Genomic DNA, 21561 nt, shown 5'->3' on the forward strand with positions numbered 1-21561 from the left:
TTACGCGAACTGGGGCGCTAATTGACGGGCGCTTGCCTTGGAGGGACGATGCTCGAAAAGCTGTTCAAATTACAGGAACACGGCACTACGGCGAGAACGGAAATCATTGCCGGCGTGACGACCTTCCTGACGATGTCTTACATCATCTTCGTAAACCCGGACATTCTGTCCACTACGGGTATGGATCGAAACGCTGTTTTCGTTGCCACCTGCCTTGCGGCAGCTCTCGGCTCGATCATCATGGCGCTCGTTGCGAACTGGCCTATCGGCATGGCGCCCGGCATGGGGCTTAACGCCTTCTTCGCCTTCACTGTAGTCGGGGCGATGGGCTTTTCCTGGCAGCAGGCGCTTGGTGCAGTTTTCATTTCTGGCATTATCTTCCTGATCTTGACGGTGACGGGTGTACGCCGCTGGTTGGTCGAAGGCATTCCGCATTCGCTGCGTAGCGCGATTGCTGCGGGTATCGGTATGTTCCTGGCCCTGATCGGTCTCAAAAGCGCTGGTGTTGTTGTTGGCAACCAGGCAACTTTGGTCGGTCTGGGGGATCTGACGAAAGCTGGCCCGCTGCTGGCGATTGCCGGTTTCTTCATCATTGCAGTGTTGGATGCCCTGAAAGTTCGCGGTGCGATCCTCATCGGTATTCTTGTCGTCACCGTCGCATCGATTGCTCTCGGTATCAGCCAGTTCGGCGGCGTTTTCTCGGCTCCTCCGAGCTTGGCGCCAACGTTCCTTCAGCTTGATGTGATGGGCGCTCTGCATACCGGCATTCTGCACGTCATTCTGGTTTTCGTACTGGTTGAAGTTTTTGACGCCACTGGCACGCTGATTGGCGTGGCAAAGCGTGGTGGTCTGATCGAACCGGGTAAACCAAACCGTCTCGGACGCGCCCTTTTTGCTGATAGCACGGCAATCCTTGGTGGCTCGCTTCTCGGTACGTCTTCTACGACAGCTTATGTTGAAAGCGCGTCTGGCGTTCAGGCTGGTGGCCGCACGGGTCTAACGGCTCTGGTTGTTGCACTCCTGTTCCTTGCAGCCTTGTTCATTTCGCCGCTCGCCGGTTCGGTTCCGGCCTATGCTACGGCACCGGCTCTGATTTACGTCGCCTGCTTGATGATGCGTGAACTGACCGAGATCGAATGGCACGATGTAACGGAAGCTGCACCTGCTGCGCTGACGGCTTTGGCTATCCCGTTCACCTATTCGATCGCAAACGGTCTCGCCTTTGGCTTCATCAGCTATGTCGTGCTCAAGGCCTTCACCGGCAAGGCACGTGATGTGCATCTTGCGACCTGGTTGGTTGCTGCACTCTTCGTCATCCGCTTCGCATTCTTTGCGGAGTAACAATAGATGCGTCGGACCGAAACGGTCCGGCGCTTTTCTGCAACATCGGGAGGAATAGAACTGTGCAAACAGATGAACTGAAACTGCTTGAAAAACTGATCGACGTTATCGAGCAGGATGTCATTCCTCTGACCGAACGAGGCGTTGCGGAAGGCAACAAGGTTTTCGGCGCAGCTTTGTTGCGCAAATCAGATTTATCCCTTGTTCTTGCGGAAACCAACAACGAGACTGAAAACCCGCTCTGGCACGGTGAAGTGCACACTTTGAAGCGTTTCTACGAAATGCCGGAGAATGGACGTCCGGATACGAAAGACATGGTCTTTCTTTCCACTCATGAACCTTGCTCCATGTGCCTTTCGGCCATTACCTGGAGCGGTTTCGACAATTTTTACTACCTGTTCAGCCATGAGGATTCACGAGATGCTTTCTCGATCCCTCACGATTTGAAGATCCTCAAGGAAGTCTTCACGCTGGAGCCGGGTGGATATAACCGCGATAATGCCTTCTGGCACAGTCGTTCGATTCCGAAGATGGTTGCGTCGCTACCAGACGCTGACCGCCAGCGTCTCGGCAGAAGGCTCGATGCTATTTTCGCCAAATATGACGAATTGTCCGGTACTTATCAGGCGAGCAAAGATGGAAACGCTATTCCTCTCAATTGAGGAGAAATCGTTTCATGCGGTCATACGCCTGAAATAGGCACATGCCAAAGGGGATGCGCGATGTCGGATATTCGGCTCGCGCATTTTTCATGTCTGACAGGACGAGCATCATGACCTCTGACCATACAATATCAGCGATTGGCTTCTGCACCCCTACGGGTGACGGTAATTTCAGCACGCTTGAGGGCGCAATCCGCAACATTGTCGAACTCGGTTCGGAAGCTGTCGAACTGTCGCTATATGGCGAGGAAATAATCTCAGGCGGTCGTCTCATTCCGCATCGCGTGGATCGTCTCGTTGATATCACCAGACAGTTCGACATGCGCTACAGCGTTCACGGACAGATTGTTTCCAACTTCATGGATCGAGAGCATCTGGATTATCAAAAGGCGGTTGTTCGGGCGATGCTGGAACTCTGTGACCATGTCGGAGCGGAAGTTCTGGTTCATCACTCCGGCCATGCTCCGATGCCTGCACTTTCTCGTATTCCCGACCTCGACAAGATGGAACGGGACGCGCTCGCCGAAATGGCGGAGCTTGCGAAAACTTATGGCGTCCGGATCGCGCTGGAGAATATTTTCGCGATGAGCGATGCTGAATATCGCCAGACACCGGCTCAGGTTGCCGAAACAGTAGTTGCGCTCAATCATTCTTCCGTTTGCGGTCTGATCGATTTCAGCCATGCCTATATTGAATGCACGCGTTTAGGGATTGACTGGCGTCCGCAAATTCGCGCTATGGCTCCGGTGACGGGACATCTGCACGTTCACGACAGTTTTGGCCGTCCTTATACGAAGACCAAGTTTTATCATCCTGCCGAGGCCACGGCACTCGGTATCGGCGATCTGCACCTGCCGATTGGCTGGGGTGATATTCCGTGGGAAGAAATTTTCGACGAACTGACTTTTTTGCCCGATACATTCCTGATCATGGAAATCGGAGAAGATCGTTTCAGTACCGAACAAGCCGACAGTCTTGCACGTGCTCGCAAGTTGGCTGAACGCGTCAACAACCGTCTGAAAGCAGCCTGAATGAAATGAAACAGGCCGCGCAAAGAGCGCGGCCTGTTCTTTTGGTTCAGGCTTTTACTATTTGCGGATTTCACCAAGCTGCTTTTGCACTGCGTCGATAATGTCATCGCCGATCTGGGACTTATATTTGGCATAGATCGGCTGGGACTTCTCAAGCATGCGAGCATGCTCTTCCGGTGACAGTGTGTTTACTTCTAGGCCCGCTTCCTTGATCTTCTCGAGCGACTTCTGGTTCAGTTCGCGAATGACTTTGCGTTCAACGTCGCGACCGACTACGGCACACTCACGCAAGGCGGCCTGTTCTTCCGGTGAGTACGTGTCGAAGATCGGCTTGGAGTAAAGGAACAGAAACGGTGTATAGGCATGTTTCGTTTCCGTTACGTATTTCTGCACTTCATAGAACTTGGACGTATCGATTGTGACGTAAGGGTTTTCCTGTGCGTCGATAGCCTTTGTTTCCAGCGCCGAGAAAATTTCACCGAAAGCCATCGGAGTAGCGTTGGCACCAAAGTTCTGGAATGTGTCGAGGAAGATGTTGTTCTGCATCACGCGGACTTTCATGCCGCTGAAATCTTCCCACTTGTTGACCGGATGTTTTGAGTTTGAAAGATTTCGGAAGCCATTTTCCCAATAGGCCAGATTGACGAGGCCGACGGCAGCAAGCTTTTCGTCCATCATCTTGCCGAAGGGTCCATCGACGACGGCGTCTGCTTCTTTATCATTTGCGAAGAGAAATGGCAGATCGAAGACACCAAGTGCAGGAACGATGCCAACGAGCGGCGATGACGACGTGACGACGCCTTCCTGCACACCGGAACGCAGTGCCTGTGTGGCCTGCAAATCACCTCCGAGTGCACCGCCCCAGAACGCGGTTATCTTCATCTTGCCGCCGGACTTTTCAGCAAGACATTCATTCATTGCCTTGATGCCATTGCCGACGGGATGATCCTCGTTAATGCCGTTCGAAACGCGAATATTGCGATCCTGAAACTCTGCAAATGCAGGAACGGTTAGCGCTCCCGCCATAAGGGCGGTCGTTGCCAGCATAATCAGTTTTCTCATTGAACTCTCCTCCCAGAGTTGATGTTAAACCTAATGAAGCCAGTTCATGGGTACCAATACGAGGCTTGGAAACAGAACCAGCAGCAACAATACGATCACCTGCGAAATCAGGAACGGATTTACGCCTGCGACCACTTTTCCTAGCGGAACCTTTGAGACGCCGCTCACGACATTCAGCACGACGCCCACTGGGGGCGTGATAAGTCCGATACCATTGTTCATGATGAACAGGACACCGAAATAAGCCGGATCAATACCTGCTTGTTTGACAATCGGCATCAGGACGGGTGTCAGGATGAGAATTGTCGGCGTGAGATCCAATGCCGTTCCAACAATCAGCACCAGGATCATGATCGCAAACATCAACAGTTTTGGGCTGTCGATTAACGGTGCAATATAACCGCTGATTTCTGCCGGAATGTTTGCGGCCGTTATCAGCCATGACGAAACCAGCGCCGAAGCGACGAGAAACATGATGATGGATGTTGTCTTGGCTGCTCGCAGGAAGACGCCGTAAAGATCGACAAATCTCAGCTCGCGGTAGACGAACATACCGACAAAGAGGGCATAGGCTGCGGCTACCACGGCTGCTTCAGTCGGTGTCATGACGCCCATACGTATGCCACCTAGGATGATGATTGGCATGCCCAGCGCCCACAGTGCGCGTCCGGTTGCTTGCAGCCGATCTTTGCCGGATTGCTTGGGAAGCACTTTGAGATTGTCTTTTCTGACGACGATCTGCCACGTGAAGAGCAGGGCGATACCCATCATCAGACCCGGCACAATGCCAGCCATGAAAAGCTGCGTTATGGATACATTGGCGGCAACGCCGAATACGATCATAGCCATAGATGGCGGGATAACAGGTGCGATAATGCCGCCGGCAGCCATCAGTCCGGCAGAGCGCGGGATGTTATAGCCCGCTTTCGCCATCATGGGGACGAGGATCGTTGCAAGCGCTGCAGTATCTGCAGCAGCTGAACCCGATACGCTGGCCATGATGATGGCCGCAAGAATGGCAACGACACCGAGACCGCCTCGAATATGGCCAACGCAAGCTATGGCGAAATCAATGATGCGACGGGACAAGCCGCCCGAATTCATTAGTTCCCCAGCCAGAATGAAAAAAGGGATTGCCAGAAGGGTGAAGGAGTCAACACCAGCAATCATATTCTGTGCAATGATTTGTGTGTTGAACATCCCCATGTACAACATGAGAATGACACCGCAGAACATAAGCGAGAAGGCGATCGGAACACCAATGGCCATAGCGCTGAGGAGTGAGCCGACAAATACTACAAGCGTCATGTCGTTTACTCCATCAGATGATCGAGCGAATGTTCGCCCGCAAAGGTGGCAATTTCCTCATCGGTCAGACGACCGGTGACAGCGCGCAGGAAACGCTCGGCCGCGATGATGAACATTGCGCCGCCGGTGAATAGTCCGACGCCGTAAACCCAGATCATCGAGAGCCCGGTGACGGGTGCAACCATGCTGGCGTTGATGTCGAATTGTTTCCATGTGCCCCAGAAGAAAATTCCCGAACACAGTGCGACGATCAGATAGCTGATCGCCATGCAGGTAATGCGACCCTGCCGCCCGAAACGGGCAACGAGCGTCTCGATGCCCAAATGGCTGTTCTCGCGAAAAGTAAGAACGGCTCCGAGAAACGATACCCAGACGAAGAAATAACGCGCAAGTTCTTCCGATACGGTCAGTCCGGAATTTGCGGCGTAGCGCAAAATCACGTTGACAAAGACCATAATGGCCATGCCGGCGAGGAGGAAGACGAGAATTGCGCCAAGCATCTTGTAGAAGAAATCTATGGCTTTCGTCATATATCCGTCCTCAAATTTTATCGAGCAGATTGCGCGCTTGCAGGTTTCGGATCAGCGCCCTTATGCCGAATGTCCATTCGGGACATTTGTCGGTCCTGTCGACCCAATTGACGAGGCAACCGAGCTTGGGAGTTGATATCTCCACACGGTCGCCGACTTCATGTGTGAAACCTTGTCCGGCACCGCGACGGTCCTTGACAGGTGCGAACATCGTGCCGAGGAACAACACGGCGCCGTCTGGGTATTGATGATTGCGGTTCATCATCTGCGATGCAAGATTTTCAGGATCGCGACTAATCGCTTCCATCGGGCTTTCGCCGGTCATCTCGAAACCGTCAGCTCCGTGAACAGTCAGCGACAGCTTGAGCTTGCGCAACACATCCATAGTGAATTCGCCATCGAACAGGCGAATAAAGGGACCGATAGCGCAGGAAGCATTGTTATCCTTGGCTTTGCCGAGCAAAAGAGCCGAACGCCCTTCGACGTCCCTGAGATTGACGTCGTTGCCCAGAGTTGCTCCAACAATGCGTCCATCAGAAGCGACGACCAGAACCACTTCCGGTTCAGGATTGTTCCATTGTGAAATCGGTAGAATACCGACAGTTGCGCCGCATCCAACGGCGGACATCGGCTGGGACTTGGTGAAAATCTCTGCATCAGGGCCAATACCCACTTCCAGATATTGTGACCAGAGCCCCATTTCTTGAAGGAGCGCTTTAACCTCCGCCGCCTTTTCGGAACCAGCAGCGACGCCTCTCAAATTGTCGCCAATGACAGGGGCCAGACGTTCGCGAATTTCACGGGCGCGGGAGGGGTCGCCTTTTGCCTGTTCTTCAATCACGCGTTCAAGCATGCTGTCAGCAAAGGTGACACCGGCTGCTTTGATCGATTGCAGATCTATGGGAGCAAGCAGCTCTCCGCGATCACCGGAAAGAAAATCGTCCAGAGAGCCGAGATTGGTGAAGTTTTCTGTGCCATCTAACTCGCGTAACAGTGAGTTGTGCTCCAGAAGACCCGAAACTGTAGCGGACAAACTGGATATATCGTGCACATGACCGTCTTTCACCAGTACTGGACAAGGGCCGTTTTCGGCCTTCGACCATACGCGACCGATCAAGATCGCAGAATGGCTGTCCTCGGGCAAAATCGCCGTTGCTTTCACTTCACGCTTGTCTTGCACAGATATCCTCCCATTTCATGACCTTTCCCATAGGTCATATGTTGTCAGGATGTCTGACAACAAGAGCGTTATTGTTATTAGCAGTCTGGGGCTGTGTCCAGACTTTAGGCCGAGCTAACATCAAAAATTAGATCGATCTGTTTTTCTTCGGCTGACGGTATAGGCCTTGTCCATTTCTGGATGAAGTTCCATGCCAAGTCCTGCGCCGGGTGGAACCGTGATCATCCCGTTCTTCACTTCGGGCAGGGCCGTGACCAGATCGCGATACCAGGTCTTGTAGAATGCGCGGACGCTTTCCTGAATGAGGGCATTCGGTGCATTCAGTGACAGGTGCGTTGAGGCACACAGGACGACTGGTCCGGTACAATCATGAGGGGCGACCGGCAGATGCCAGGCCTCCGCCATGGCGGCAATTTTGCGGGCTTCCGAGAGACCACCACACCAGCTCAAATCGAGCATGACGACGCCAGCTACACCCGTTTCGAGAAGATCACGGAACGCCCAACGACTCCCCAGTGTTTCAGAGGCACAGATCGGCGCTATGCTTGCTTCCGCATAGCGCTTGAGACTGCCAAGACTATCCATCTTGATCGGGTCTTCGTGCCAGAAGGTCTTGAAAGGCGCGAGTTCATGGGCGATCTGCATGGCGGGTAAGAGCTGCCACATTGAATGAAATTCAACCATGATATCCATGCGGTCTCCGACGGCTGCACGGATTTTCTCGAAAGGCTGTAATGCCGCCTTTAGATCAGGCTGAGAGATATACTGCCCGCGTGTCTTTTCTGCCGCCATGTCGAATGGCCAGATTTTCATCGCCGTTATGCCCTCGTCCAGCAACGAGAGCGCAAGCTCGTCTGCGCGGTGCAGGAAGCCATTAAGATCGTCATAATTAGCGCCAGCACCCGCCAGACCATAATTGGCGGATTGCTGGCCGGTAGCCTTCTTGATGTATTCAGTTCCGGCGCAGGTATTATAGGTTCGGATGGACTGACGGCTGAAGCCGCCGAGAAGTTGAGCAATCGGGAGGTTGGTAGCTTTGCCGTATAGATCCCACAGGGCAATATCGAAAGCGGAGTTGCCGCGCACTTCCGCGCCGGTTGAACGGAAACCGAGATAGCCCACAAGGTCAGATGCCAGCAGATCGATCTGCAAAGGATCGCGACCGACAACGCGCGGCGCAACATATTCGTGGAGATAGGCCTCGACCGTCTCGGACATGAAAAAGGTCTCACCGAGTCCGGTAATTCCTTCGTCCGTATGAACTTCCACCCACAACAGGTTTGGCCGTTCGGCTATACGGATGGTTTCGATTGCGGTGATCTTCATTGCACCTCCCAATGCAGCCCGATTGCCTACAAACTAGCTTTTCTGACCTTCATTGAGCTTTTCAAGATGAAGGAGCAGGGCGCTGTGATCTTTCTCACCACCGCCTTCGTCCACGAAAGCTGCAAAGGCTTCGCGTACGGTCTCCGTCAATGGCAAGCTCAACGATAGGTCGCCCGCAGTCTTGAGGATCGAATTGAGATCTTTGAGCTGGATGCGCGATGTGCCGCCCGGCTCAAAATTTCGGTCAATCATCCGTTTGCCGTGCAGTTCGAGAATGCGGCTTTCACAGAAACCACCGCGGATGGCGTCGCGAAATGCTGCCCGCGACCCACCGCCTTTTTCAACCAGAACCATTGCTTCAGCGATTGCTCCGATAGTTACGGCGACAATCTGCTGATTGGCAAGTTTTGCGAGCTGACCGGCACCTGACGGGCCGACGCGGGTGAGGCGTCCCATTGGTTTGAACACATCGGCAAGGCCTGCGATGATCGCTTCATCTCCTCCGGCCATGATGGCAAGCGTGCCTTCCTGGGCACCCACTACGCCACCGGAGACCGGGGCATCGATGTGATTGATGTCAATTGCCTTTAGATGCTTGGTATGTTCGCGTGCGAAGTCTGGTGAAATTGAACTCATGTCAATGACTGCACTGCCTTTTTTCAAGGCTGCTGCGGCTCCTTGATCGAAAAGGACGTCGCGTACTGCCGGGCCATCGGTCAACATCGTGATGACTAAATCCGCTGTCTCTGCTGCCTCGGCGGCAGACTGAGCAAGTTTGGCACCTTTTTCAGCAAGAGGGGCAGCCTTGGCGCTGTTCCGGTTCCAGACGGTTACATCAAAGCCTGCATCCAGAAGCCGACTGGCCATTGGTGCGCCCATCAGGCCGGTTCCAAGAAAAGCGATCTTGCGTGTCAACGTTGGCCTCCCATTTCATCTTCGATGTGAACGCGAATGATCTCATCAAAGGATGTTTCTGCGGTGAAGCCAAGAGCCTGGGCGCGTTTTGCTTCAAAACCGGGAGCCCAGCCTGCAACCATACGCATGATCATTTCATCTGGCTCGTGGCGGATCAGACCTACCGCCTTTTCCCCCGCAACGCGACGTAATGCTTCAATCTGCTCGCCTACAGTCGCACTGAGACCCGGCATGGAAAGATTGCGACGTGCTCCAACTGCTTCCGTATCGATGGTGGCTCCATGGATTAGAAAGCCGACGGCTGAGCGCGGCGAAGCATGCCAATGCCGGACATCTTCAGGAACAGGCAAGATTGCTTCTTGCCCGGAGAGTGGCTCACGCAGGATATTGGAGAAAAAGCCGGATGCAGCCTTGTTCGGTTTGCCGGGGCGTATGCAGATAGTTGGCAGGCGAATGCCGATGCCGTCGAAGAAACCGCGCCGGGTGTAGTCTGACAACAGAAGTTCACTGATAGCCTTCTGCGTGCCGTAGCTCGTCAACGGGGTCGTGTGAAATTCATCAGGGATCGGGTAGGGGAGCGGAGCACCAAAAACGGCAATAGACGATGTGAAAACCACGCGAGGCTTATAGCCGTCAGCAATGTGTGCAAGCCTGATCGCATCGAACAGATGGCGGGTGCCATCCAGATTGATTCGATACCCCTTGTCGAAATCCAGTTCTGCTTCACCGGACACGATTGCCGCGAGGTGGAAGATGATGTCAGGGCGTCCTGACACGATCTTCAGAGCGGTTTCCATGGTAGATATATCTGCTGCCAGAGTATCGACCGATCCTGCAAAGCCTTTCGGAGGTTCCGCTGCAACGATATCGATAAGTGTCAGTTTTTCAACTGGAGTTTCCCCGAGATGGCCGTCGTTTGAAAGGCGCTGCGTTAGTTTGCGCCCGACCATGCCGGCAGCGCCGATGATTGCAATATGCATCTGGAAGGCTCCTCCTTGCCTCGCAGCCGACCCTACTCGAAAACGTGGCGTCGGCTACCATTACGACACTTCTCCAGTCTCCCACTAGATTTGTGTTGTAGGGTTGTCTGATAACCTTATATGTAGGCGTTGAAAACAGTTTTCTCCGTCTTGCCACAGGAATGAAACGGAAAAGCCTGCCGCATCTTAAAAACTGTCGTACATCCGCGACAGCGCATTGCATATCGGTAAAGCCAAGAGGATATCATGTACGGTTCGGGGGACATGACTGGAAACAAGCAGGCTGATCTCGTTGCTCTTTTGGGCGACGATCTGGTTATGACCGGGAAAAACGACATGCTTGGCTATTGTCGCGACTGGCCGGGAGATGTGGAGAATACGGCAGTTGCTGTGATCCGACCACGCTCGACAGCGGACGTTTCTGCTGCGGTTAAAGCCTGCGCCTCACTGGGATTGTCTATCATTCCGCAAGGCGGAAATACCGGTCTGGTGCAGGGAGGCGTGCCGGATGGGCGCGACAATCTCGTCATTCTAAGTCTTGAGCGAATGAATCACATTCGGAAGATTGATCCGGATGATTTTTCGGCGGTTGTGGATGCCGGTTGCATTCTCTCCGAACTGAAAGACAAACTGGCAGCCAAGGGGATGTTTTTTCCATTAGCACTTGGTGCACAGGGAAGCTGTCGCATCGGGGGAAATGTCAGCACCAATGCCGGAGGCATCAACGTGTTGCGTTATGGCATGACCCGTGAGCTGGTTCTGGGGCTGGAGGTTGTGCTGCCAGACGGTACGATATTCAATGGTCTTTCGACGCTGAGGAAAGACAATCGTGGGATTGATCTGAAACAGCTATTTATCGGGGCAGAAGGCATTTTGGGAGTGGTGACCGGTGTGGCAATCAAACTTATGCCCTTGCCGGACAAGGTGGAAACTGCCCTGCTGGGGCTCAATTCGCTGGATGACGCGATTGCCCTTTATCGGCGCGCGCGTGTGCAGTGCTGTGATTTGATGTCCGCTTTTGAATTCATGCCGCCAGTGGCTTTTACCTTGGCGCTAGAGGCGATGCCAGAACTTGCCATGCCACTTGGACAATACCCGGCCTATGTCTTGATGGAGGTCTCGGGTTCAGGCCTGGTCGACATACTATCCTTGATGGAACAGTTTCTCGCGGGCGCGATGGAAGATGGCCTCGTTCTTGACGGGACAATCGCGTCCTCTCGTGCGCAAGGTCAAAATCTCTGGACATTTCGTGAAGCTATGAACGAAGGACAGGCGCTGCGTGGCAAGCACCTGCGTACCGATATCTCGGTCCCTCTTTCAAAGCTGGCATCATTCGTCGGAGAAGCAGAAAGGGAACTGGCTAAGGTCCTTCCAGATTGTCTCGCCGTTTCTTATGGGCATGTCGGCGACGGCAATGTGCATCTCAATGTCATTCCAGAAAGCAATCTCGATGTTGCGGCGAAAGACAAGAAGATCAAACTTGCCAAGGAAACGATCAATGCTGTTCTGGATCGTTACGCAGGCAGCATCAGTGCAGAGCACGGCATTGGTCGCCTCAAAAGGGAAGATTTCGAGAAGTGCATTGACCCTGCACGACGAAAACTGCTTGAAGGTATCAAGCAAGTCATCGATCCGGACAATATCATGAATCCGGGCTGCCAGCTTTCTCTTGACTCTTCAAAAGGCTGACGACACACCACTTGCACGGGCAATCAGGGAGACTTCATCAATTTGTTTGGCGAAATCAGGCGTAATGAGCAGCTTCCGGGGCGTATTGCTTCGGAAATTACGCGGCAGATCAGTGAAGGTAGTCTTCTGCCGGGACAAAAGTTGCCGACAGAACATAATCTTGCACAAAGCTTCGGTGTCAGCCGGTCGGTTGTACGTGAAGCGATTGCCCAGTTGCGTAACGAGGGCCTGGTTGAAACCCGACAGGGTGTAGGTGCGTTTGTAACGGAACCCGACAGGCGACATGCTCTCCGCATAGAACCTGAAACACTTGCCAATCGTGACAGTTTCCGCAGCCTGTTCCAGTTGCGAATGGCGTTGGAGATAGAAGCGGCGGGGCTAGCTGCGGTGCATCATGATGAACATGATATGATGCAACTGAATGAAGCGCTCGCAGAGATGAGCGGTTCGAAAAAATGGACGGATACCGGTATTGCCGCTGATCTGACATTTCACCGTGCGCTCGCTTCCGCAACACATAACGAATATTTTCCGCTGGTTCTGGGTTTCATTGCCGAACGCATCAATCAGGCGATCAATGCGGCGCGTGCGCGGGCGGTACTAGAGCAGATTGTCGAGATTACAATCAATGAACACACCGCAATCAGGGATGCGATTCGTTCACGTGATCCGTTGCGAGCGCGCGAAGTGATGCGCCAACACATTGTGCAGGCGGCAAGCCGCGTCGGTCTCAAACTGGAAACTTTCTGATGGCTCCTTCTTTCGAACTATTCAGTCTGGAAGGGCGCATAGCCCTGATTACCGGCTCAAGCCAGGGCATCGGCTTTGCATTGGCTCAGGGGCTTGCAGAACATGGAGCAACGGTAATCATCAATGGCCGTGATCAAAACAAGTTGGATAAGGCCGTTACGCTACTGGAAAACGAGGGCTATACGGTCTTTGCGTCCGTTTTTGATGTGACGGTTGCTGAAGAAGTTCGTGCAGCTATTGATACGATTGAAGAGGAAATCGGTGCGCTCGATATTCTGGTCAATAATGCCGGGATGCAATATCGCGCGCCGCTTGAAGATTTTCCGATCGAGAAGTGGCAGCAGCTTCTGGAAACCAACATTTCCAGCGCATTTTATGCTGGGCAGGCAGCTGCGCGCCATATGATCCCACGAGGACACGGCAAGATAATCAACATTGCTTCGGTTCAAAGTGAACTGGCACGACCTTCAATTGCACCTTATACGGCAACAAAGGGAGCGATCCGTAACCTGACGCGCGGTATGGCCACCGATTGGGCCCGACATGGCTTGCAGATCAATGCAATTGCTCCCGGCTATTTCAAGACGTCGCTGAATCAGGCATTGGTTGATAACCCCGAATTTACGGCATGGCTGGAGAAAAGGACGCCGGCGGGCCGTTGGGGTGACGTGGAAGAGTTGGTCGGCGCTGCAGTATTCCTGAGCAGCGATGCCTCCTCTTTCGTCAATGGACAGGTTTTGCACGTCGATGGCGGCATGACCGCGAGTGTATGAGGAATTGATGCTGCGTATTATCGTTATGGGTGTTTCGGGTTCCGGAAAATCAACCGTAGGCGAGAAGATTGCCGATGAACTGGCGCTCCCGTTTCTTGAGGGCGACGCTCTTCATCCGAAGTCCAATGTCGATAAGATGTCAGCGGGCATCCCCTTGCAGGATGAGGATCGTTGGCCCTGGCTCGACAAAATCGGTGAACGTCTCGCTGCTTCGACCGACGGAATCGTTGTTTCCTGTTCCGCACTGAGGAAGAGCTATCGTGATCGTCTCCGCGCTGCTGCTGGTACACCGGTGCTGTTTGTCTTTCTGGATGGCAGTTTTGAAGTGTTGCACGAACACATGGGGCATCGCACAGGCCATTTTATGCCGGTAACGATGCTGGAAAGCCAGATCGCTACGCTAGAAAGCCCTGTTGGAGAACCGCTGGTCTTCCGTGCAGATATCGCCGAGACCGTGGAAAAAATTGTTTCCGACAGTCTCGAATGGATACGCTCAGTTCAGTTCTAGGACTATTTCAGGGGCCAGAAGAACATCAGTGTTGGGACTGTTACAATCGCTATAATGATTGATAGCGGTAATCCCAGACGTGGATAATCGCTGAATTTATAACCACCTGGCCCCATGACCAGCGTATTGCATTGATGGCCGATTGGCGTGAGGAAGTCACACCCTGCGCCGATCGCAACCGCCATCAAAAAGGCCTCCGGCTTGAAACCAAGTCCGGAAGCAAAACTTGTGGCGATGGGAGCCATGACGAGCACCGTCGCAGCATTGTTAAGAAATGGTGTCACCATCATCGCAGCTACAAGAATGAGCGCCAACGCACCTGCTGGCGGTAACTGATGGCCGATTGTGGCGAGCCCTTCTGCGATGAGGTCCGTGCCGCCGGTTGTTCGCAGCGCATCCGAAACCGGGATGAGTGCCGCAAGCATCACCAGAATTGGACCGTCGATTTCGTCATAGACCTCGTTGAGAGGTATCACCTTGAACAGCAGCATGGCGACAGCGGCGGCAAAGAAAGCCACCGCCACTGGTACAAGGCTTAACGCGGTTGCCCCGATGGCAGCGATCAGAATGGCGAGCGGGATCAATCCGCGCCGAACGCTGCCAAGCATAAGCTTGCGGCGGGCAAGCGGCAGCAATTCGAACTCCGGCAGGAAGGTGGACAGATTTGCTTGTCTGCCTTGCAGTACGACCACGTCACCGAAACGGAGAATGACCTCACTGAGCCGCTCAGTAATACGTTCGCCTGGCCGGCTGACCGCCAGGAGGTTCAGATCGTATCGCGCAAAAAGGGCAAGTCTCTGGGCAGTTAGGCCGATTAGGCGCGAGTTCTTGCCGATAACAGCTTCCACAACCTCTATGTCGGTGGAACCGCTTGTCTCGGACGGATTGCGGTTCTCGGACAGGGTAAGCTTTCCGGCACTTATGACAGCATCGAGCGCTTTTGGATCACCTTCAAGAAGGACAACATCGCCTTCGTTCAGGATCGTATCTGGAAGTGGCGTCAATCGTTGGTCGTTGCGTATGATGGAAGTCACCATCGCTTCACCTTCAGCTGCCTTGATGAGATCGGTCACGCGCTTGCCGGTCATCGTCGAGTTCTTGGTGATACGCGCTTCGGAAGCATAATTCTTGATCTTGATTGCCTCATCCAGCGATACGTTTTCGCGAGTGCGCTGGGGAACGAGCCAGTAGAAGAGTACCAGATAGACGAGTCCTACGACTGATAGTACAGCGCCGACAGGCGTAAAATCGAACATTGTGAAGGGCTCACCAACCATTTCGCCGCGAATGCGAGAAACAACAATGTTGGGTGAAGTGCCCACCTGGGTCATCAAACCACCGAGCAACGCGCCGAAGGCCATAGGCATGAGAAAGGTCGATGGAGAAACATTGGAACGACGTGCGAATTGGAAAGCAACCGGTATCATGATTGCCAGTGCGCCGACGTTTTTAACAAAAGCTGAGAGAACAGTGACGACTGCCACCAGCACGGCAAGTTGGAGTCGCACACTGTTCATTTCTGGCAGAAAACGCTGCACCGCCGCCTGCATAAGGCCGGAACGTGCGACACCCGCACTGACCACCAACGCACTGCCAACGATGATAACGATGTCGTCGCTGAAACCCGAAAATGCGTGATCGAAGGGTACAACCCCAACTGCTATTGCCAGGAGAAGTGCACAAAGTGCGACCACATCATAACGGAACTTGCCCCAGATAAACGCTCCCATCATGAGTATGATTACTGCGAAGGAGAGTATCTGCTGATGCGTCATCTATCGGGATTTCCTCACAGGCGGAAAAATATTCCACTTCTCTGTAACCGATAAATTCTAAAACAGAAATCGATTATTATAGCGGGTTGCGCTCCGTTGAAGGGCGCAACCCGTTTCATGTCAATCAGTTACACGCTGGCCATCATTGTTGAAAACATGCACGTTTCCAGAGGAAGCGCCAACTCTGACAGTCTCATCAATGTTATGTGCCGACCGCCCGGCAACGCGGAAGATAAGCGGCTTGCCATCTGGCAAAGCAGCGTGGATGTAGCTTTCTGCACCGACGAGTTCGACAGCTTCAATACGAATGGTTGCATTAAATCCGTCAGCATCCGGCTCGCTATCTTCCAGAATACGGATATCCTCTGGGCGAACGCCGATGGTGAAACTCCCGTCAGGTTTTTGCACCGCGCTGCCGGTCGCCCAACCGGTGCTTTCTGTGCTTTGCAGCAGGTTCATTGATGGGGAACCGATAAATGTCGCGACGAAGGTGGAGGCAGGTTTTTCGTAAAGCTCAATCGGCGTGCCAACCTGTTCGATATGGCCGGCATTCAGCACGACAAGACGATCAGCCATGGTCATGGCCTCCATCTGGTCGTGTGTCACGTAAACGCTGGTGGTGCCAAGCGAGCGCTGCAGGCGCTTTATCTCGACACGCATCTGCACGCGCAGTTTCGCGTCCAGATTGGACAATGGTTCATCAAAGAGGAAAGCTGCCGGTTCGCGCACAATGGCGCGCCCCATGGCGACACGCTGGCGCTGACCACCAGAAAGCTGGCGTGGTTTGCGCTCAAGAAAAGGTTCGATTTCCAGCGCTTTTGCAGCCTTGGCGATGCGGCGCTCGATTTCGTCCTTTGGTGTCTTGCGGTTCTTCAGACCATAGGCAAGGTTTTCCCGAACCGTCATATGCGGATAGAGCGCATAGTTCTGAAACACCATGGCAATATCGCGTTCTGCGGGTTCTACTTCGTTGACCACGCGATCGCCAATGGAGATTGTGCCGGATGTAATACCTTCGAGACCCGCTATCATGCGCAGGAGAGTGGATTTACCGCAGCCTGAAGGGCCTACCAGCACCACAAATTCACCGTCGTGAATCTCCAGCGATACGCCTTTGATGACTTCTACATTGCCGCCATAGCTCTTGCGGACGTTATCAAGAACGATTTTGCTCATTACTTTTCCGTTTCAACGAGACCTTTGACGAACCAGCGCTGCATCAACACCACAACGAGGATCGGTGGAATGATGGCCAGAATGGCTGTTACCATGACGTAGTTCCACGGTGTGGATGCGTCAGCCCAATCGACCATGCGGCGCAGGCCGATGATGATCGTGTTCATCTTGGCATCATTGGTAACGAGTAGTGGCCAGAGATACTGGGTCCATCCGTAAATGAAGAGAATGACGAAAAGCGCTGCAATATTCGTCTTCGAAAGGGGGAGCAGGATATCCCGCATGAAACGGAATGGTCCGGCATTATCGATACGTGCTGCTTCAACCAGTTCACCCGGAATGGTAAGGAAGAACTGACGGAACAGGAATGTCGCTGTCGCGGATGCCATCAATGGCAGCGTAAGCCCAGCATAGGTATCGATCATGCCGAGGTCCACGATCACCTTGTAGGTCGGCAGAATACGAACCTCCACAGGCAGCATCAACGTTATGAAGATCATCCAGAAGAAGAACATGCGCATCGGAAAGCGGAAAAACACAATCGCGAAAGCCGACATGAACGAAATGATGATCTTGCCGACGGCGATTGCCATTGCAACCACGAACGAGTTCCAGAGAAGTCGTTCAAGACTTACACCAACAACACGCTCCACACCGCCAAAGATGGCTTCGCCGTAGTTTTCGACGAAATGGTCGCCGGGCAACAGCGAGATTGGCGGGCGAATGATCTGCGTTGACGTCATCGTTGAAGCGACGAAGGTGTAGTAGATCGGAAAGGCAACAATAATGATGCCTAGGATCAGGATCAGATGGCCGATCAGGCTGGAGATTGGGCGTTTTTCTATCATTGTCGCCTCACTCACGAATAATGCACGCGCTTCTCAACGAAGCGGAACTGGAACGCTGTCAAGGCAATCACGATTGCCATCAAAATAACTGACTGTGCCGAGGAAGAACCCAGATTCAGATTGACGAAGCCATCGTTGTAAACCTTGTAGACCAGCGTTTCGGTGGCTTTGGCAGGCCCGCCGCCGGTCACGGCATGGATGATGCCGAACGTGTCGAAGAAGGCGTAAACCGTATTCACGACCAGCAAGAAGAAGGAGGTCGGTGCAAGAAGTGGAAATACGATAGACCAGAATCGCCGTGCGCCGCGCGCGCCATCAATGGCTGCTGCTTCGATCAACGATTTAGGAATTGCTTGTAAGCCTGCGACAAAGAACAGGAAATTATAGGAAATCTGCTTCCAGGCCGCGGCAACGACGACGAGGCCCATAGCCTGATTGCCGTCAAGCAGCGGATCCCATGCAATGCCATTACGGCGCAGAATATACGCAAAAGTACCCATCGCTGGGTTGAACATGAAGAGCCACAACATGCCGGCTACAGCAGGAGCTACGGCATAGGGCCAGATCAGGAGCGTACGATAAAATGTCTTTCCACGGATGACGCGATCTGCTGCCGTTGCAAGCAACAATGCTGCGCCCATGGCAAGCAGCGCGGTCAGAACATTAAAGACAATCGTTACTCTGAATGAATGTAGATAGTTCGGGTCGGCCAGAACGGTTGTGAAGTTCGCAAGGCCTACAAAAGTAGACTTCAGCCCGAATGCGTCTTCACGCATGAAAGACTGATAAATTGCCTGACTGGCTGGCCAGAAGAAAAACACCACAGTCAGAACGATCTGCGGGGCCAGCAGGAAGTAGGGCAAGATTTTATTTGGAAAGGTAACTTTCTGCACGGGGAGCTTCCTCGTGGGTGACAAGGCCGCCCACCACAAGGGCAGGCGGCGTTGTGTTTATGTGATCAATTATTGAGCTGCGGCAATCGCGTCGTTGGCGCGCTTGACAGCGTTTTCAAGTGCAGTTTTCGCATCCTGCTTGCCGCCGAGCATTGCTTCGAACTCTTCGTTCAGAATATCGCGCACCTGCGGCAAGTTGACGAGACGCACGCCCTTCGAATTTTCGGTCGGCGCCTTGCCCATCATCTGCAGGATAGGCGTTTCGCGGCCCGGATTCTTTTCATAGAAATCCGACTTCTTGGTTTCCTCGTACGCCGCCAGTGTTACAGGCAGATAGCCGGATTTTTCGTGCAGCTTGACCTGAATTTTGGTTTGCGAGAGGAAGTTGAAGAATTCTGCGACGCCCTTGTATTGTTCGTCGCTAAGGCCTGCGAAGACCCACAGAGATGCACCGCCAGGGATCGTATTCTGCGGGCCGTGACCTTCGTAGTAAGGCAGCTGGCCGATGCCGTAATTGATACCCGACTTAACAACATCGCCGAGGCCGCCGGAGGATTCGGTCAGCATTGCGCATTCACCAGAGGTGAAAAGCTGCTTGGCTTCCGATGTGCGGCCGCCGTAGCGGAACATACCGTCTTTCGCGAGATCGGCAATCGACTGGAAGTGCTGAATGTAAAGCGGCGAGTTGATTTCGAGCTTCACATCGGTGCCGCCGAGACCGTTTTCATTCGTGCCATAAGGAACGTTGTTCCAAGCCGCGAAGTTTTCGGTCTGAATCCAGGTCAGCCATGTGGAAGTGAAACCGCACGGTGCCGCACCGCTGGATTTGATCTTCTTGGCAGCTTCGAAAACTTCAGGCCAGGTTTTCGGCGGATTGTTTTCGTCGAGGCCAGCCTTCTTGAAGGCATCCTTATTGTAATAGAGGATTGGTGACGAGGAGTTGTACGGAAAGGACAACATGGTTCCGTCTGGCTTCGAATAGTAAGCGACGATGCCAGGCAGATACTGCGATTTGTCGAACTTGAAGCCACCCTTTTCCAGAACTTCTGCAGCTGGAACCATTGCGCCTTCGGCTGCCATCATAACACCACTACCGGCGTCGAAGACCTGAAGGATCGCGGGGGGCTGCTTGGAACGGAACGCGGCAATGCCGGCATTCAGCGTTTCAGGATAAGTTCCCTTGTAGACAGGAACAATCTTGTATTCGCTCTGGCTTTCGTTGAACTCCTTCGAGAGTTCATTGACCATTTCGTTGTTGGCACCGGTCATGCCGTGCCACCATGCCAGCTCCGTCTGGGCAAATGCCTGAGAACTGATGGTGAGGGCGAGGGCGCTTGTCAGCGCCGAAGTCGTGATCAGACGGATAAGCATGTTTCCTCCTCGAGTGTGAGATTGCGTGAACATTTGAGTTCCTTGGTGATGGTCTCAAAGCCCCGACATCTGCAATATTTTCATTGCACCTATATGAATGCAATTTTTGCCAAAGGATCAACCTTCGATTCTTCCAATGGCAGAATAAATCCGAAAACGATAGCGTTCAAAACGAAAAAAACCGAAAGGAAAGTGATATTCGTGGGGAGAACATGCGCATAATTAATGGGTTGGGAACGCCAAGTAATGCCATTTCCGCATGATGACTGCTGGTTCGCCGTTCAACGGATTGACCAATGTGCAAGACTGAACTGATATATGCCTTTCGAATCTGACCGGCGGTTTTATTGAGTTTTGTCTTCAACCGGATCGGACATTGCCCAACTTGCTGACAGGTGAAGTTATGCCGAGTGACGATCGCAGGAAAAGTCGCGTTACGCTGCTGGATGTGGCACGCCATGCCAACGTATCGCGCGCGACGGCTTCCCTTGTTATCCGCAAAAGCCCGTTGGTGGGAACAGTAACGCGCGAAAAAGTAGAGAAAGCCCTTCAAGAGTTGGGCTATGTCTACAATATGGGGGCTGCTAGCCTCCGGGTAGAGAGATCGAATACGGTTGGCGTCATCGTACCCACCCTTGGCAACCCGTTTTACGGCGAATTGCTTTCAGGAATAGACAGTGTTGTGGGTGAAGCAGGGCTGGTCGTTCTTCTCGCCAATAGTCACGAGAACTTCACCAATCAGAGTACCCTTATGCAGCGTATGCGTGAGCATGGTGTTGATGGCGTGATCGTTTCGCCAACAGCGGAAACAGCACCGGAGTTCGTCGAGCAGCTTGCTGACTGGGGCTTGCCTATTGTGCAGGTGTTGCGTCATGTGACCGATCGTGTCGATTACGCAGGCGTTGATTACGCGGGTGGTATGCGGCAGGCGGTTAATCATCTGGCTACACTTGGGCACAGGACAATCGCATTCGCTGTGCACGGGCCGATTCATTCCGCTTACCGCGAACGTGTCGAAGGTTTTCGCGAGGCAATGCAACAACAAGGGCTCGATCCTGAGATGATTGTCCGCTTTCCGCAGACGATGCCGGATATCGCCAAAGCGGCTCCGCTTCTCTTTCAGGACGGCCGGAAGCCGACAGCCACAATCTGCTTCAATGACGTGATCGCGCTAGGCCTTTCGGCAGGGCTTTATGATTGCGGGAGAATGGTTGGTGAGGATGTTTCGTTGATCGGCTTCGACGATGTAAGCGATGCTGAAGCGACCCGCCCCCGGTTGAGTTCCGTGTCAACCCGACCTGTTACGGTTGGTGAGAATGCCGCTGGATTGCTTCTTTCCCGTTTGGCAAACCCGGAAAAACAGGCGCAGCGGATCATCAGTGAAACATATTTGCGAGTTCGACAGTCCTGTGGACCGGTAAGAGCCTCTGTTATCTAATCCCA

At 53.3% G+C, this 21561-nt stretch carries 20 protein-coding genes; 8 read left to right on the forward strand and 12 right to left on the reverse strand.

Annotation, left to right across the window (positions count from 1 at the left end; genetic code table 11):
* Positions 1-48 precede the first annotated feature (48 nt).
* The 3 genes from CES86_RS24945 to CES86_RS24955 all read left to right on the forward strand — a co-directional run bounded on the left by CES86_RS24945 (position 49) and on the right by CES86_RS24955 (position 3034).
* Positions 49-1341, forward strand: coding sequence for an NCS2 family permease (locus CES86_RS24945; protein ID WP_010658955.1), 1293 nt, complete (start codon positions 49-51; stop codon positions 1339-1341).
* Between the two features lie 62 nt (positions 1342-1403).
* Positions 1404-2003: a nucleoside deaminase gene (locus tag CES86_RS24950; RefSeq protein ID WP_012093137.1), complete on the forward strand. Its 600-nt coding sequence runs from the start codon at positions 1404-1406 to the stop codon at positions 2001-2003.
* Positions 2004-2113: 110 nt separating this feature from the next.
* The gene (locus tag CES86_RS24955) at positions 2114-3034 is read left to right on the forward strand and encodes a sugar phosphate isomerase/epimerase family protein (RefSeq protein ID WP_094515830.1); all 921 of its coding nucleotides are present in this window, start codon (positions 2114-2116) and stop codon (positions 3032-3034) included.
* A gap of 57 nt (positions 3035-3091) precedes the next feature.
* Here CES86_RS24955 and CES86_RS24960 read toward each other — a convergent pair whose 3' ends face one another.
* From CES86_RS24960 to denD, 7 genes are all read right to left on the reverse strand, one after another.
* Positions 3092-4096 (reverse strand): TRAP transporter substrate-binding protein, encoded by a 1005-nt coding sequence (locus tag CES86_RS24960; protein ID WP_012093135.1) that lies wholly within the window; start codon positions 4094-4096, stop codon positions 3092-3094.
* A gap of 30 nt (positions 4097-4126) precedes the next feature.
* A complete protein-coding gene (locus CES86_RS24965; RefSeq protein WP_094515683.1) occupies positions 4127-5404 on the reverse strand; it encodes a TRAP transporter large permease in 1278 nt (425 codons plus the stop codon).
* Between the two features lie 5 nt (positions 5405-5409).
* Positions 5410-5934 (reverse strand): TRAP transporter small permease, encoded by a 525-nt coding sequence (locus tag CES86_RS24970; RefSeq protein WP_010658950.1) that lies wholly within the window; start codon positions 5932-5934, stop codon positions 5410-5412.
* A gap of 10 nt (positions 5935-5944) precedes the next feature.
* Positions 5945-7114 carry a fumarylacetoacetate hydrolase family protein gene (locus tag CES86_RS24975; RefSeq protein WP_094515684.1) on the reverse strand — a complete coding sequence of 390 codons (1170 nt, stop codon included), beginning with the start codon at positions 7112-7114 and terminating at the stop codon, positions 5945-5947.
* Between the two features lie 120 nt (positions 7115-7234).
* A complete protein-coding gene (locus tag CES86_RS24980) occupies positions 7235-8440 on the reverse strand; it encodes a mandelate racemase/muconate lactonizing enzyme family protein (protein ID WP_012093132.1) in 1206 nt (401 codons plus the stop codon).
* Between the two features lie 33 nt (positions 8441-8473).
* Positions 8474-9355, reverse strand: coding sequence for an NAD(P)-dependent oxidoreductase (locus CES86_RS24985; protein WP_012093131.1), 882 nt, complete (start codon positions 9353-9355; stop codon positions 8474-8476).
* Positions 9352-10335: a D-erythronate dehydrogenase gene (gene denD / locus CES86_RS24990; protein ID WP_012093130.1), complete on the reverse strand. Its 984-nt coding sequence runs from the start codon at positions 10333-10335 to the stop codon at positions 9352-9354. Before denD ends, CES86_RS24985 begins: the two co-directional genes overlap by 4 nt.
* Positions 10336-10581: 246 nt before the next feature.
* Here denD and CES86_RS24995 point away from each other — a divergent pair, with 246 nt between their 5' ends.
* The 4 genes from CES86_RS24995 to CES86_RS25010 are packed head-to-tail and all read left to right on the forward strand — an operon-like array spanning position 10582 to position 14055.
* Complete coding sequence (locus tag CES86_RS24995; protein WP_094515685.1) at positions 10582-12024, forward strand: FAD-binding oxidoreductase; 1443 nt, start codon at positions 10582-10584, stop codon at positions 12022-12024.
* A gap of 42 nt (positions 12025-12066) precedes the next feature.
* Entirely contained in the window at positions 12067-12774 is a 708-nt protein-coding gene (locus CES86_RS25000; RefSeq protein WP_012093128.1) for a FadR/GntR family transcriptional regulator, read from the forward strand.
* Entirely contained in the window at positions 12774-13547 is a 774-nt protein-coding gene (locus CES86_RS25005) for an SDR family oxidoreductase (protein WP_094515686.1), read from the forward strand. Before CES86_RS25000 ends, CES86_RS25005 begins: the two co-directional genes overlap by 1 nt.
* A 7-nt stretch (positions 13548-13554) precedes the next feature.
* Positions 13555-14055 (forward strand): gluconokinase, encoded by a 501-nt coding sequence (locus tag CES86_RS25010; RefSeq protein WP_094515687.1) that lies wholly within the window; start codon positions 13555-13557, stop codon positions 14053-14055.
* A 2-nt stretch (positions 14056-14057) separates the two neighbouring features.
* Here the strand turns inward: CES86_RS25010 and CES86_RS25015 are convergent, their stop codons facing one another.
* The 5 genes from CES86_RS25015 to ugpB form a co-directional block, all read right to left on the reverse strand.
* Positions 14058-15830, reverse strand: coding sequence for an SLC13 family permease (locus CES86_RS25015; protein ID WP_012093125.1), 1773 nt, complete (start codon positions 15828-15830; stop codon positions 14058-14060).
* 120 nt (positions 15831-15950) lie between these two features.
* A complete protein-coding gene (locus CES86_RS25020) occupies positions 15951-17006 on the reverse strand; it encodes a sn-glycerol-3-phosphate import ATP-binding protein UgpC (protein ID WP_012093124.1) in 1056 nt (351 codons plus the stop codon).
* The gene (gene ugpE / locus CES86_RS25025; RefSeq protein WP_010658939.1) at positions 17006-17854 is read right to left on the reverse strand and encodes a sn-glycerol-3-phosphate ABC transporter permease UgpE; all 849 of its coding nucleotides are present in this window, start codon (positions 17852-17854) and stop codon (positions 17006-17008) included. Before ugpE ends, CES86_RS25020 begins: the two co-directional genes overlap by 1 nt.
* An 11-nt stretch (positions 17855-17865) precedes the next feature.
* Entirely contained in the window at positions 17866-18747 is an 882-nt protein-coding gene (gene ugpA / locus CES86_RS25030) for a sn-glycerol-3-phosphate ABC transporter permease UgpA (protein WP_010658938.1), read from the reverse strand.
* Positions 18748-18816: 69 nt separating this feature from the next.
* Positions 18817-20118 carry a sn-glycerol-3-phosphate ABC transporter substrate-binding protein UgpB gene (gene ugpB / locus CES86_RS25035; RefSeq protein ID WP_167387154.1) on the reverse strand — a complete coding sequence of 434 codons (1302 nt, stop codon included), beginning with the start codon at positions 20116-20118 and terminating at the stop codon, positions 18817-18819.
* A 403-nt stretch (positions 20119-20521) separates the two neighbouring features.
* Here ugpB and CES86_RS25040 point away from each other — a divergent pair, with 403 nt between their 5' ends.
* Positions 20522-21556, forward strand: a complete 1035-nt coding sequence (locus tag CES86_RS25040) for a LacI family DNA-binding transcriptional regulator (RefSeq protein ID WP_094515688.1) — start codon at positions 20522-20524, stop codon at positions 21554-21556.
* Positions 21557-21561: the final 5 nt, after the last annotated feature.

The organism is Brucella lupini, from assembly GCF_002252535.1.
In the GTDB taxonomy this organism is placed as follows: domain Bacteria; phylum Pseudomonadota; class Alphaproteobacteria; order Rhizobiales; family Rhizobiaceae; genus Brucella; species Brucella anthropi.